Raw genomic sequence first — 13,616 nt, forward strand, 5'->3', positions numbered from 1 at the left:
CGCGCACCCTGGTGGTGATCCGGCGCATCTCGCGCACCCTGCGCGACCGCACCTCGTCGCGGCTGGACGCCGAGGTGCGGGTGGGCGCGGACGCCGGCACCGGCGAGACGGTGGTGCTGCGGCTGTACGGCGAGGTCTGCGACCACGCCCAGTCGGTGGTGCTCCCGCTGCTGCTGCCGGATGCGCCGGTCGTCGTGTGGTGGCCGGTGAACGGCCCGCTCGACCCGGCGAACGACCCGCTGGGCGCGCTGGCCCAGCGCCGGGTCACCGACACCTACGCCTGCGAGGACCCGCTGCGCGAACTGGCGGCGCGGGCCGAGGCCTACAGCCCCGGCGACACCGACCTGGCGTGGACCCGGATCACGCCGTGGCGCTCGATGCTGGCGGCCGCTCTCGACCAGGTGACCTGCGAGGTCCGGTCGGTCGAGGTGGAGGGCGAGGAGTTCAACCCGAGCTGCGAGCTGCTGGCGATGTGGCTCGCGGCCCGGCTGGAGGTGCCGGTGAAGCGCTCGCCGTCCGCCGGGCCCGGGCTGACCGCGGTCCGCATGGACACCAGCTGCGGCCCGATCAAGCTGGACCGGGCCGACGGCAGGCTGGCGACCCTGGCCATCCAGGGGCAGCCGGAGCGCGCGGTGGCGCTGAAGCGGCGGGAGACGGCCGAGCTGATCGCGGAGGAGCTGCGGCGGCTCGACCCGGACGACACCTACGCGTCGGCGCTGCGCTTCGGGGTGGACCGACTGACCGGTGCCACCGGGTCGGTGCTCGCCGAGGAGGGGCCGGTCGCCGTCGCCACGCCCGAGGAGGACACGGCGAAGGCACCCGCGCAGCGGGGGGCGTCCCGGACCGCCCGGAAGTCCACGAGCCGGAAGGCGGCGGCGAAGTGAGCACTCCTCAGCTGGTCGTGCACCGCGACAAGGAACTGATGGCGCAGGCCGCCGCGGCCCGGCTGATCACGAAGATCGTGGACGCCCAGGCCTCGACGGGCTCGGCGAACGTGGTCCTGACCGGCGGCCGCAACGGCAACGGCGTGCTGGCCGCGCTGGCCGCCGCGCCGGCCCGCGACGCGATCGACTGGGGCCGCCTGGACCTGTGGTGGGGCGACGAGCGGTTCCTTCCGGAGGGCGACCCGGAGCGCAACATCACGCAGGCCGAGGAGGCGCTGCTGGACGCCGTGCCGCTGGACCCGAAGCGCGTGCACGCCATGCCCGCGTCGGACGGCCCGTACGGCACGGACGTCGAGGCCGCGGCCGACGCCTACGCCGAGGAACTGGCCCGTGCGGCCGGTCCCGCCAACCACGGCGCGGTGCCGACCTTCGACGTGCTGATGCTCGGCGTGGGCCCGGACACCCACGTGGCGTCCCTGTTCCCGGAACACCCGGGGGTCCGGGAGACGGAGCGCACGGTGATCGGCGTCCACGGCTCCCCCAAGCCGCCGCCCACCCGTATCTCCCTCACCCTGCCCGCGATCCGCTCGGCCCGCGAGGTCTGGCTGCTGGCGGCGGGCGAGGACAAGGCGAACGCGGTGGCCATGGCGCTCTCCGGCGCCGGCGAGATCCAGGCCCCCGCAGCAGGCGCCCAGGGCCGCGCCCGCACCCTGTGGCTCCTGGACACGGCAGCGGCCTCCCAGCTCCCGAGGTCGCTGTACCCACCGGCATCGGCGTGAAGATCAGCCCGTCTGGGGGTACCCCCTCTGGGGGAGTTTGAGGACGAGGCCGTGATGGCCGAAGCGGGGGTCCGGGGGCGGCAGCCCCCAGGGACGGGACGGGAAGGGGCGGCGGGGGCGAAATCCCTCCCCGCCCCGCACCCGCACCACCACCCGCACCGACCTACTTCACCGACCCCGCCATGACTCCCTGCACAAAGTGCCGCTGGAAGGCGAAGAACACCACCACCGGCACCACCAGCAACAGAAACGCCCCCGGCGCCAGCACATCGATGTTGCTCCCGAACTGCCGTATCTGCGACTGCAGTTCCACCGTCAACGGCTGCGACGAACTGTCCGCGAACAACAGCGCCACCAGCATGTCGTTCCACACCCACAGGAACTGGAAGATCGCGAGGCTGGCGATCGCGGGCCGCCCCACCGGCAGCACCAACTGCACGAAGATGCGCCACTCCCCGCCCCCGTCCATCCGCGCCGCCTCCAGCATCTCCTTCGGCATCTCCGCGAAGTAGTTGCGCAGCAGGAACACCGCGAACGGCAGCCCGTACGCCACGTGGAACAGCACGACACCGGGGATCGTGCCGAACAGCCCCAGTTGCCCGAAGAGTTTGGCCACCGGCAGCAGCCCGATCTGCACCGGCACCACCAGCATCGCCACCACCAGCAGGAACAGCGGCTCACGGCCGGGGAAGTCCAGCCAGGCGAAGGCGTATCCGGCGAGCGCGGCGATGACGACGACGAGCACGGTCGCCGGGACCGAGATCAGCACGGTGTTCCAGAAGGCCTGGGTCATGCCGGCGTTCTTCAGCAGCGCCGAGTAGTTGTCGAAGGACAGCTGGCCGGGGCTGGTCAGGGCCGTCCACCAGCCGCCCTTCGCGGTGTCCTGGGCCGAGCGCAGCGAGGACACGAACAGCCCGGCCAGGGGTGTCAGCCAGACCAGGCCGATCACCACGAGGAAGGCCTGCACGAGCCCGTTGCCCAGGCCCCTCCTGACCGTGTTCATCGCTGACTCCTTCGGAAGCGGCGGACGTTGAAGACCATCGCGGGGATGACGAGCAGCAGAAGCAGCACGCCCAGCGCACTGCCCAGCCCCTGGTTGTTGCCGCCGCCGAAGGACACCAGCCACATCTGTGTCGCGAGCACGGTCGCGTCCTCCTGCACCGGCCCGGGCGCGATGATGTAGACGAGGTCGAACACCTTCATCACGTTGATGACGAGCGTGACGAAGACGACCGTCAGCACCGGGGCGAGCAGCGGCACGGTGATGCGGCGGAAGACCTGCCACTCGTTGGCCCCGTCCATCCGGGCCGCCTCCAGCGTGTCGCGCGGCAGTGTGGACAGTCCGGCGCCGATCAGCACCATCGCGAACCCGGTCCAGATCCACAGGTACGCCCCGATGATCGCCGGTGTGACGAGCGTCGGCCCGAGCCAGGAGACGCCCTGGTACGGCGGTGCGAAGTTGGCCTCCGGGAGCCGGAGCGTGTACGACCCCGCGTGCAGGCCGGAGAAGTGGAAGGAGCCGTCGGAGGCGGTGGTGGCGTGCGCGACGGTCCGCCCGTCGCGCACGGCCTCGACCTTCATCCCGGGCAGCCCGTTCTCCTGTCGGTCGACCTTGCCCTGGGTGCCCGTTCCACCGGGTGTGAAGTCCAGGTAGACGACTCCGCGCACCTCGTCGGCGGCGGCCTTCCGCCCGGCCGCCGACCAGGCGGGCGAGGCGTCCTTCGGCAGGTCCTTGGGCAGCACGCCGACCATCGGCAGCGCCACCGTGGCGCCCGGCGACACGGCGGCGTTCGTGGTGTAGGAGCCGTCGTGGGCCTGGGTGAGCCCGTGCGGTCCGGTGCGGGCCCGGGCCGTGGGGTACGAGGAGGTGCCGGCGAAGGCGTCGTGGACGGAGACGGCGGCGGCGTTGAGCACGCCCTTGTCGGGGTCCTGGTCGTAGGCGAGCCGGAAGATGATGCCGGCGGCGAGGAAGGACACCGCCATGGGCATGAACAGCAGCAGCTTGAACGCCGTCGCCCAGCGGACCTTCTCCACCAACACGGCGAGGATCAGGCCCAGCCCGGTCAGCAGCGCCGGGGCGACGACCACCCAGATGACGGTGTTCCGGATGGCCTTGAGGGTGGCCGGGTCGCGGAACATCTCGGTGTAGTTGTCGCCGCCGACGAAGCGGGTGCCGGAGGCGTCGAAGAAGCTGCGGCCGACGGAGAACAGCACCGGGTAGACGACGAGCGCGCCGAGCAGCAGCAGCGCGGGGAACGCGAACAGCAGGGCGACGATCCGGCCCCGCCGCCGCGCGCGGCGCGCGCGGTCGGCCTGACCCGCGGGCGGCGGAGAGCTCGCCGCCCGCTCCTTGGTGACGGTGGTGGCGGTCATGGCCGCTCAGCCCTGGCCCTGGTACGCCTTGGCCGCCGCGGCCTCCAGCTTCGCCGCGGTGCCCTTCGGGTCCGACGGGTCGCGCAGGAAGTCCTGGAGCAGCTTCCACTCACCGGTGCCCTTGGTGCCGCCGAACGCCGCCGGAGCCTGGTCGGACATGTCGAAGCGGACCGAGTCGCCCGCGTCGACCAGCGACTTGGCGGTGGCCCGGGTGACGTCGTCGCCGTAGGAGGCCAGGTCGAGCTTCTTGTTCGGGGACAGGAAGCCGCCCGCCTTCGCCCACACGGCCGAGGCCTCGGGGGTGGCCAGGTACTCCAGGAGCTTCATGCCGGCCTTGGCGTTCTTGCCGTCCTTGAGCACGACGGCCGCGTCGCCGCCGCTGACGACGGGTGCCTTGCCGCCGTCGACGGCGGGGAAGGGGAAGAAGTTCGCGTCCTTGCCGATGGTCTTGCCGAACTGGTCGTGGGCGACCCCGGCGACGAAGTCGCCCTCGTAGACCATGCCGGCCTGCGGCTTGGGCCCGAACACCTTCTCCACCGAGCCGGGGAAGTCGGTGTTGAGGGCCTCCTTCTGCCCGCCCGCGATCAGCTGCTTGTCCTTGAACAGCTTGCCGAGCGTGCCGAGCGCCTTGACCACGCTGGCGTCGGTCCACTTCAGCTGGTGCGCGGCGAGGGCGTCGTACTTCTCCGGTCCGGCCTGGGAGAGGTAGATGTTCTCGAACCAGTCGGTGAGGGTCCAGCCGTCCTGCCCGGCGACCGCGAAGGCGGCGAGCCCGGAGTCGGAGACGGTGTGCCCGGCCTTGAGCATCGCGTCGTAGGTGGTGGGCGGCTGAACGCCGGCCTGGGTGAGCGCGTCGGGGCTGTACCAGACGGTCGACTTGTGGGCGGCCTTGAAGTACAGGCCGTACAGGGTGCCGTCGACGCTGCCGTACTTCTTCCACACCGGCGCGTAGCCCGCGTCGACCTCCTTCTGCGTGGTGGCGGACAGCGGGGTGAGCCAGCCCTTCTTCGCGAACTGCTGGAGCACGCCGACCTGCGGGACCATCACCACGTCGGGGGCGTTGCCGCCCTCGATCTTGCTGCCGACGACGGTGGAGACGTTGTCGCCGGTGGACACGAACTGGGTCTTGGCGCCGGTCTTCGCGGTGAACGCGTCCAGCACCTTCTGGAAGTTCTTCTGCTCGCTGCCGGACCAGACTCCGGCGACGGTGACGGTCTGACCGCTGAGTTCCTTGTCGCCGCCGCCCGCCGAGACCGGGTCGCCGCCGCAGGCGGTGGCGCCGAGGCCGAGGACGAGGGCGGTGCAGCCGGTGAGCAGGGTGGTACGTCGTCGCATCATCGTCGATGTTCCCTTCGAGGGTTTGTGGCGAGGGGTTGGCGAGAGATCGGGGTGCCGGGGATCAGAGGTCGGCGATCCACCACGCGGCCGTGGAACCGGGGAGCATCCCGGCCGCGGGGCAGGGGCCGCTGGCCAGCAGCGGGGTGCCGGAGACGGGGGCGGGCGTGGGAGCGGTGCCGAAGTTGACGGCACAGACCAGGCCGTCGCCGCGGACGAAGGCCAGGACGCCGGGCGGGGTGTCCAGCCAGCGCAGGTCGCCCTCGCCCAACTGGGGCAGTTCCCGGCGCAGTTGCAGACCGTCGCGGTACAGGTGCCAGAAGGAGCGGGTGTCGGCGAGGGCGCGATCGGTGGCGTACTCGGCGAAGTACTCCGGCTGCGGCAGCCAGGGCCGTACGCCCTCGGCGCCGGAGGTGAAGCCGAACGGGGACGCCTGTCCCGACCAGGGCAGCGGCACCCGGCAGCCGTCGCGGACGCGGGCACGGCTGCCGGTGCGGCGGAAGATCGGGTCGGTGAGCACGTCGTCGGGCAGGTCGACGACCTCGGGCAGGCCGAGCTCCTCGCCCTGGTAGATGTACGCGGCTCCGGGCAGCGCCAGCATCAGCAGCGCGGCGGCCCGGGCGCGGGCGGCGCCGAGGCCGCTGCCTTCGGGGACGGGTTCGCCGTAGCGGGTGACGGTGCGGACCTGGTCGTGGTTGTTGAGGACCCAGGTGACCGTGGAGCCGGTGCCGGCGATGTCCTGCATGGCCTCGGAGACGACCTTGCGGAAGGCGTCGGCGTCCCAGGGGGCGCTGAGCAGGTCGAAGAAGAAGGCCTGGTGGAGTTCGTCCGGGCGGACGTACTGGGCGTGTTCGCGGGCGGTGGGGACGGAGACCTCGCCGACGAGGAGGCGCTCGCGTCCGTCGCGCTCCCGGTACTCCTCGCATATGGAGCGCCAGTGGCGCCACACGTCGTGCACCTCGGGCTGGTTCCAGGCGAGCGGGTTGACCGAGTCACGGGTGCGGGCGTCGGCCTCCGGGTCGTCGGAGTCGGGCAGTTCGGGGTGCTTGAAGAGGCCGGCGGCGACGTCGATACGGAAGCCGTCGACGCCGCGGTCCAGCCAGAACCGCAGGACGCGGTCGAACTCGGCGGGGATCTCGGGGTTGCGCCAGTTCCAGTCGGGCTGTTCCGGCGTGAACATGTGCAGGTACCACTGGCCGTCGCCGGCTCTGCTCCAGGCCGGGCCGCCGAACATGGCGTGCCAGTTGTTGGGCGGCTCGCTGCCGTCGGGCCCGCGGCCGTCGGCGAAGTGGAAGCGGGCGCGGGCAGGGCTGCCGGGCTCGGCGGCGAGTGCCTCGCGGAACCACGGGTGCTCGCTGGAGCAGTGGTTGGGGACGATGTCGAGGAGCACCTTGACGCCGAAGCGCCGGGCGGCCGACACCAGCAGGTCGAACTCGGCGAGGTCACCGAAGAGCGGGTCGACCCCGCAGTAGTCGGCCACGTCGTAGCCGTGGTCGTGCTGTGGCGACGGATAGAACGGGCTCAGCCAGATCCCGTCGACGCCGAGCTTCTTCAGGTACGGCAGCCCCGCGCGGACGCCGGCCAGATCGCCGATGCCGTCGCCGGTGCTGTCCAGGAAGCTGCGGACGTAGACCTGGTAGATCACCGCGTCCCGCCACCAGTGGTGCTTACTCAACATGCATGCATGTTAGGTAGGCGCTGCGCAGAGGTGTCAATGAAGTGAACGGAGGCTACTGGGCAGTTGAGGGTACAAATCGCCACTTACTGGAGCACGACGAAGTCAAATGAGATGTGCGCGTTACCTAACAAGTAACTATCGCGGCTAGCGACGGGCGATGGCGTCGAGTTCCCGCGCCAGCCGGCGCACGGCCTGCTCGGGCGTCTGCCGCCCGGTCAGCGCGTCGTGCACGACGGCCTGCACCACCAGGCTGACCTGGTCGTAGTGCGGGCTCTTGGGACGCGGCGCGGCCGAGAGCACGGCGGCGCGCAGGGTCGGCAGATACGGGAACCGCCGCACGAGGGCGGGGTCCTCGTAGAGCGCGGCACGCACCGGCGGCAGCGAGCCCCGGGTGAGCACCTGGCGCTGGACGCGCTCGCTGGTCAGGTACGCGATCAGGCGCGCGGCGGAGTCGGGGTGCCGAGCGTGGGTGTTGACGGCGAGGTTGGAGCCGCCGAGGACGCTCGTGCCCGGCCCGTCCGGCCCCGGCAGCGGTACGGCGCCGATCTTCCCGGCGACCTTGGAGCCCGGGGCGGAGGCGACGGCGTACGCGTAGGGCCAGTTGCGCAGGAAGAGCAGCCGGCCGTCCTGGAAGGCCTGCTTGGACTCCTCCTCCTTGTAGGTGAGCGCCGCCTTGGGGATCCAGCCCTCGCGGAAGCCGCGCGCGAGGAATCCGATGCCCTCGCGGGCGGCGGCGGAGTTGACGGTGACGCGCGCCCCCTCGTCGCCGAGGATCGTGCCGCCCGCCGAGTACACCGCCTCCGCCGCGTTGACGGTGAGGCCCTCGTAGGGCAGGAACTGGCCCGCGTAGCCGCCCAGTCCGTACTTCGGCGCGATGGTCTTCGCGTCCTGCTCCAGCTCGGCCCAGGTGCGCGGCGGCGGCACGCCCTCCTTCGCGAGGACGTCCTTGCGGTACAGCAGCAGCCCGGCGTTCGTGACGTACGGGACGGCGTAGAGCTGTCCGTCGTAGGTGGCCGTGTCGACGACCGGCGGCAGGAAGGTCTTCAGCGGGAAGCGGTCGCGCGGCAGCGGGCGGATCCAGCCGGCGGCGGCGAACTCCGAGGTCCAGTTGACGTCGATGTTGAGCACGTCGAACCGGCTGCGGTCGCCGCCGCGCAGGTCGGTGGTCATCTGCGCGTGGGTCTCGTCGGCGGAGTCGGGCAGCTCGACGAGGGTGACCCGCTCGGCGGGATGGGTACGGTTCCAGCCCTGGAGGAGGGGGCCGAGATAGCCGGTGAGGTCCCCTGCGGTGGCCAGGGTGAGCGGGCCACGGCCGTCGCCGGCGTTCTCCTCGGCATGGGCGCCGGAGGCGGCGTACCCGGTGAGGATCACGACGAGTGCGAGGAGGCCCCTACCGGCGGCGCGTATCCACCGCATAGGTTCCTCCCTGAACACGTACACCTGGCTCCGGGCACCCTCGCCGGGAGTCAGAGGCCATGTATACCTGTTAGGTATGGGCGATACTAGGGCCTGGAGCACATTGTGAGAGGACAGGAGGAGAGCACGAGTGCGCCTGCCCCTCCTGGCACTCCTCGCGCGCGGCCCCGCCCACGGCTACGAGCTCAAGCAGGACCTTGAGCAACTGCTGGGCTCCGCGTACCCTCAGCCGAACGTCGGCCAGATCTACGTGACCCTCGGCCGCCTCGAGAAGTCGGGACTGATCGAGGGCGAGGAGGTCGAGCAGTCCAGCCGGCCCAACAAGAAGATCTACCACCTCACCGACGCCGGACGTGAGGAGCTGCGCGCCTGGTTCGCGGAGCCCGAGGACGAGCCGCGGGTACGGGACGAGTTCTTCATGAAGCTCGCCCTCGCCCCGCAGACCGGCCTCGCCGACCAGATCGCCCTCATCAACAAGCAGCGGCGTCAGTACCTCAACACCATGCGCAACCTGTCGAAGCTGGCCGCGGCCGAGAACCGGGACAACAGAATCGCCCATCTGCTGATCGAGGGCGCCATGCTGCACCTGCAGGCCGACCTGGACTGGCTGGAACGGTGCCAGGAGGAACTGGAGGAGCCGCAGTGAGCGACCACCCCACTCCCCTGCTGCGCGCCGAGGGCCTCGTCAAGACGCACTACGGCGAGGGCGCACCCGCCCGTGCCGTGCGCGGGGTGGACCTTCAGGTGGCGCGCGGCGAGTTCGTGGCCGTCACCGGTCCCTCCGGCGCCGGGAAGTCGACGCTGCTGCACCTGCTGGGCGGGCTCCAGCGGCCGGACCAGGGCAGCTACTGGCTGGACGGCCGGTGCACCGACTCCTACAGCGAGGCCCGCTGGGCGGAGGAGCGCCGGAAGGTCATCGGGATCGTCTTCCAGTTCTTCAACCTGGTCTCCAACCTGTCGGTCGCCGACAACGTCGAGCTGCCCGCCCTGCTCGCCGGCCGCTCCCCGAAGCAGGCCCGCGCCGAGCGGCAGGAGCTGCTGGCCGAGCTGGGGCTCGACGGCAAGGAGCGCGGCATGCCGGGCGAGCTGTCCGGCGGTGAGCAGCAGCGCGTCGCCCTGGCCCGCGCCCTGGTCAACCGTCCGCCGCTGCTGCTGGCCGACGAGCCGGCCGGCAGCCTGGACAGCAAGGGCACCCGCGAGGTGATGCGGCTGCTGTCCCGCTTCCACCAGCGCGGCCAGACGATCGTCCTGGTCACCCACGACGCCCGGCTGGCGAGCGCCGCGGACCGCGTGATCAGCTTCTTCGACGGCCGTATAGCCGACGACGCGGAGCTGGACGGCACGCCGTCCCGCCGGGCCGGGACGTCCGGCGTACTGGAGCTGAGGGACTGACCCCATGCGTGCCACCCTGCGCTGGGCGCACTCCGATCTGCGGACGCACCGTGGCGAGGCGCTGTTCCTCGTGCTCGCGACCGCCGGCATCGTCGCCTCGCTGCTGCTGGCCACGGCGCTGTTCGGCTACGCCACCAATCCGTGGCAGCGGGTCTTCACCCAGGTGCGCGGCGCGCATGTGTGGATCCATGCCCTGCCGTCCGCGGACACCCGCCGGCTGGCCGCGCTCGACGGTGTGGACGCCGTCGCCGGCCCCTACGCCACCGAGTCCGTCACCGTCTCCGTCCGCGGGACCCGCGCGTCGGCCGAACTGCGCGGCACCCCCGGGCGGCCCGCCGTCGGCCGCCCGCTGCTCGTCTCGGGGCACTGGCTCGACCCCGCCCGGCCCGACGGCGTGGTGCTGGAGGACAGCCTGGCCCGCGCCCTGCTCGCCGAGCCCGGCGACACCCTGACCCTGCCCGGCACGACCCGGACGCTGACCGTCGTGGGCGTCGCCGACAGCGCCGAACCCCGTTACGGCCCCGGCGAGCAGCCCGGACTCGTCTGGGCGGTGCCGTCCGCGGTGCGCGACCCGGGTGGCCAGGTCGTTGGCCTGCGCCTCACCGACCCCGACGACACCGACTACGCGGTCCAGCGCGCCGTCACCGTGCTCGGCGCCGGCTCGGTCACCGAGGTCTCCACCTGGCGGCAGGCGCAGGCCGAGGCACAGGGCGACAACCGGCTGCTCGGCCAGGTGCTGGGCCTGTTCGGCCTGGGCGCGCTGGTGGCCGCCGCCTTCGCGGTGCACGGCGCGATCGGCACCCGGATCCGCGGTCATCTGCGGGACATCTCGGTGCTGAAGGCGATCGGCTTCACGCCCGGCCAGGTGGTCCGGATCTTCCTGCTGCAGCATGTGGCGTACGCCGTGCTGGGCGCCGTGGCCGCGGCGGCCCTCATCCAGGGGCTGGGCGCCCGCGTGCCCGGGCGGCTGGGTGACGCGGTCGGCGTGTGGCAGGGGCTGCCGGGGCACACGGCGGCGCTGGTCGTGGTGCCGGTGGGCGCGGTGCTGTTCATCGGCGCGGTCACCGGGCTCGCGGCCTGGCGGGCGGGCCGGGTGCCCCCGGTGCCGGTGCCGGGCCGTACCACCGCGCCCGGCGGCCGGCTGCCGGGCGCGGCACGCCGGGCCCTGTCCCTGCGGCTGCTCGGCCTGCGCCTGCCGCCCGCGCTGGTCCTCGGCGGGCACCAGGCCTTCGCCCGCCGCCCGCGCACCCTCGCCACGGTCGGCCGGCTGGCGCTGCCGCTGCTGCTGATCGTGGTGGCGATGAGCGCCTGGACCACCATCGACCGCTTCCACAGCCGGCCCGAGCAACTCGGTCTGCCGGCCGCGCTCACCGTCCGCGGGGACGGCACGCTCGGCGACCGGGGGACGCGGGCCCTGCTGGACCGCGAACCGCGGGTCGCCGCCGTCTACCCGGGTGTGGAGACCGCGGCGCTGGTGCCCGGCCAGACCGCCACGATCGCCCTGCGGGGCCTCGGCACCCGCCAGGACCCCTACCCGTACACCCTCGCCGAGGGCCGCCCCGCGCACGGCCCGGACGAGGCGGTGGCCGGGCAGGGCCTGCTCGACCTCCTCGACGTACGGGTCGGCGACTGGGTGCGGATGACGGTGGGCGAGCAGCCGCAGATCCTGCACATCGTGGGCCGCAGCATCGAGCCGGAGAACGCCGGCCGCGTCATCTCCACCTCGCTGGACACCCTCCGCGAGAACGACCCGCACCTCGCCCCGACCCTCTACCAGCTGCGGCTGCGCCCCGGAGCCGACGCCCACCAGGTCGCCGCCTCCCTGCTCTCGGTCGGCCACGGACACCTGGATGTGCACGCCGTGACCAACCCTGCCGACGGGCTGTCCCCGCTGCGTGCCGTGGTCGCCGGGCTGGTCTGCGTGCTCGCGCTGATCGGGCTGGTCGAACTGCTGACCGCGATCGGCGGCACCGTGCGCGAGGGCGAGCGGGACCTGCTGGCGCTGAAGGCGATCGGGCTCTCCCCACGCCAGATCACCGCGATCACGGTGACGGCCACCAGCTGCACCGCCCTGACCGCCGTGCTGATCGCCGCGGCCGCCGGTCTGCCGCTCGCCCACTGGCTGATCGACACTCAGGGCCGCTCCAGCGGCATCGGCGCCGGCATCGCCGCGGGCCCCTCCCCGCTGCTCCTGCTGCTGTTCGGGGCCGCGGCGGTGGCCGGCGCCGCGGGACTCGCCGCGCTGCCCGCGTCCCGGGCGGCGCGACGACGACTCGCGGACACGCTGAGCGCGGTGGCCTGAGCCACGGCCCGGCGGTCTGTCACCGGGTCGCGCCAGAGGCGCGGGACAGCGGCCGTGTCAGCCCGCGTCCTGCCATACGTCGGGATTCGCCCGGATCTTCGCGAGCAGACCGGCGAAGACGTCACCGTCGAAGAGCACGGCGCTGTACTGACTCGGGATGGTCACGTCGTTGATCTCGGCGGTGGGGGTGCCGGGCCCCTCGGGGTCCGGCACCCCCACCCGCGCGTTCGTACGCCTTGTCGGACGTGGTCACGAACGAGCGGTACTTCATGGTCTTCACGGCCGAGTCGAAGTCCGGTCCACGCAGCCCGGGGACCTTGGCGGCCAGTTCGAGCAGGTAGGCGTCGGTGAATCCGTCGACGCTCTCGGCGGGTTGGTCGGCATAGAGCACGTCGTGGTATTCGGCGAACTTCCCCTTCTCCAGCGCGGCCCGCAGGGCGTTGACAGCCTTTTCGGACCCGGAGCCACCGAGCCTGTCGTCCAGGAAGGAGGCGAGGGTGTACTGGGTCTTCGTCTCCCGCCGGATGGTCGCCGCGCGCAGCTGAGGGGCACCACCGGTGCTCTCGAACTCCTTGCACACCGGACACCGCGGGTCCTCGTACAGGTGCACGGTCACCGGGGCGGCCGGGTCACCGACCGAGATGGTCGTCCCGTCGTTCCCCAGCCGCTCCGGCACATCCGACAGCCCGGCGTAGGCCGGTGCGGCCTCCGCCGTGGCCGCCGGCCGGCCGCTGTCCGCCTGCGCCGCGCGATGTCCGCAGCCCACCGCCGACACCCCCACCACGGCCACCGCGACCCCCGCGGCGAACCCCCTGCGCATCATGCTTGCTTCCTCCCCTGAAGTTCACCGGAACCTTGAGGGATGCGCCCTGAGAGGGCACAGGGAGATTCGCCGCGACGGCACGAGCGGCGGATCAGCTCCGGCCGCGCAGCTCCCGGTACTTCGCGACCAGCGCCTTGGTCGAGGCGTCCAGGCCGGGGACCTCCGCGCCCTCGGTCAGGGCGGGTTCGACCCGCTTGGCCAGCACCTTGCCCAGCTCGACGCCCCACTGGTCGAAGGAGTCGATGTTCCAGATCGCGCCCTGGACGAACACCTTGTGCTCGTACAGCGCGACGAGCTGGCCGAGGACCGACGGGGTCAGCTCGCGCGCCAGGATCGTGGTCGTGGGATGGTCGCCCCGGAACGTCTTGTGCGGCACCAGTTCCTCCGGCACCCCCTCGGCGCGCACCTCCTCGGGCGTCTTGCCGAAGGCCAGCGCCTGGGTCTGCGCGAAGAAGTTGGCCATCAGCAGGTCGTGCTGCGCCTTGAGCTCCCCGCTCAGCTCGGCGACCGGCTCGGCGAAGCCGATGAAGTCCGCCGGGATCAGCTTGGTGCCCTGATGGATGAGCTGGTAGTAGGCGTGCTGGCCGTTGGTGCCCGGGGTGCCCCAGACCACCGGGCCGGTCTGCCACCGCAC

The 13,616-nt window shown here is 72.3% G+C and carries 12 protein-coding genes; 5 read left to right on the forward strand and 7 right to left on the reverse strand.

From position 1 onward, the window contains the following. Window positions 1-884 (forward strand): glucose-6-phosphate dehydrogenase assembly protein OpcA (locus IE318_RS43085; RefSeq protein ID WP_189908301.1); only part of this gene is annotated, 884 nt, incomplete at its 5' end. 38 nt (window positions 885-922) lie between these two features. Further along, a complete protein-coding gene (gene pgl, locus IE318_RS43090) occupies window positions 923-1,663 on the forward strand; it encodes a 6-phosphogluconolactonase (protein ID WP_229904178.1) in 741 nt (246 codons plus the stop codon). A 163-nt stretch (window positions 1,664-1,826) separates the two neighbouring features. Here the strand turns inward: pgl and IE318_RS43095 are convergent, their stop codons facing one another. From IE318_RS43095 to IE318_RS43115, 5 genes are all read right to left on the reverse strand, one after another. After that, window positions 1,827-2,666 carry a carbohydrate ABC transporter permease gene (locus IE318_RS43095; protein ID WP_189908302.1) on the reverse strand — a complete coding sequence of 280 codons (840 nt, stop codon included), beginning with the start codon at window positions 2,664-2,666 and terminating at the stop codon, window positions 1,827-1,829. After that, window positions 2,663-4,036, reverse strand: coding sequence for a carbohydrate ABC transporter permease (locus IE318_RS43100; protein WP_189908303.1), 1,374 nt, complete (start codon window positions 4,034-4,036; stop codon window positions 2,663-2,665). Before IE318_RS43100 ends, IE318_RS43095 begins: the two co-directional genes overlap by 4 nt. Window positions 4,037-4,042: 6 nt before the next feature. After that, the gene (locus IE318_RS43105; protein ID WP_189908304.1) at window positions 4,043-5,374 is read right to left on the reverse strand and encodes an ABC transporter substrate-binding protein; all 1,332 of its coding nucleotides are present in this window, start codon (window positions 5,372-5,374) and stop codon (window positions 4,043-4,045) included. Between the two features lie 61 nt (window positions 5,375-5,435). Beyond that, complete coding sequence (locus IE318_RS43110; RefSeq protein ID WP_189908305.1) at window positions 5,436-7,049, reverse strand: glycoside hydrolase family 13 protein; 1,614 nt, start codon at window positions 7,047-7,049, stop codon at window positions 5,436-5,438. Window positions 7,050-7,193: 144 nt separating this feature from the next. Beyond that, window positions 7,194-8,465, reverse strand: coding sequence for an ABC transporter substrate-binding protein (locus IE318_RS43115; RefSeq protein ID WP_189908306.1), 1,272 nt, complete (start codon window positions 8,463-8,465; stop codon window positions 7,194-7,196). A gap of 130 nt (window positions 8,466-8,595) precedes the next feature. Here IE318_RS43115 and IE318_RS43120 point away from each other — a divergent pair, with 130 nt between their 5' ends. Genes IE318_RS43120 through IE318_RS43130 form a run of 3 tightly spaced genes read left to right on the forward strand, consistent with a single transcriptional unit; the run spans window position 8,596 to window position 12,159 of the window. Continuing rightward, a complete protein-coding gene (locus tag IE318_RS43120) occupies window positions 8,596-9,111 on the forward strand; it encodes a PadR family transcriptional regulator (protein WP_030182324.1) in 516 nt (171 codons plus the stop codon). Further along, window positions 9,108-9,857, forward strand: coding sequence for an ABC transporter ATP-binding protein (locus tag IE318_RS43125; protein ID WP_030182327.1), 750 nt, complete (start codon window positions 9,108-9,110; stop codon window positions 9,855-9,857). Before IE318_RS43120 ends, IE318_RS43125 begins: the two co-directional genes overlap by 4 nt. Before the next feature lie 4 nt (window positions 9,858-9,861). Next, on the forward strand, window positions 9,862-12,159 hold the full coding sequence (locus IE318_RS43130; RefSeq protein ID WP_189908307.1) for an ABC transporter permease: 2,298 nt from the start codon (window positions 9,862-9,864) through the stop codon (window positions 12,157-12,159). Window positions 12,160-12,280: 121 nt separating this feature from the next. Here IE318_RS43130 and IE318_RS43135 read toward each other — a convergent pair whose 3' ends face one another. Beyond that, the gene (locus tag IE318_RS43135; protein ID WP_308438637.1) at window positions 12,281-12,982 is read right to left on the reverse strand and encodes a DsbA family protein; all 702 of its coding nucleotides are present in this window, start codon (window positions 12,980-12,982) and stop codon (window positions 12,281-12,283) included. Window positions 12,983-13,073: 91 nt separating this feature from the next. Then, window positions 13,074-13,616, reverse strand: a 543-nt coding sequence (locus IE318_RS43140) for a phosphoglucose isomerase-related protein (RefSeq protein WP_506005425.1), incomplete at its 5' end; no start/stop codon positions are given.

It is taken from the genome of Streptomyces spiralis, from assembly GCF_014654675.1.
Lineage (GTDB): Bacteria > Actinomycetota > Actinomycetes > Streptomycetales > Streptomycetaceae > Streptomyces > Streptomyces spiralis.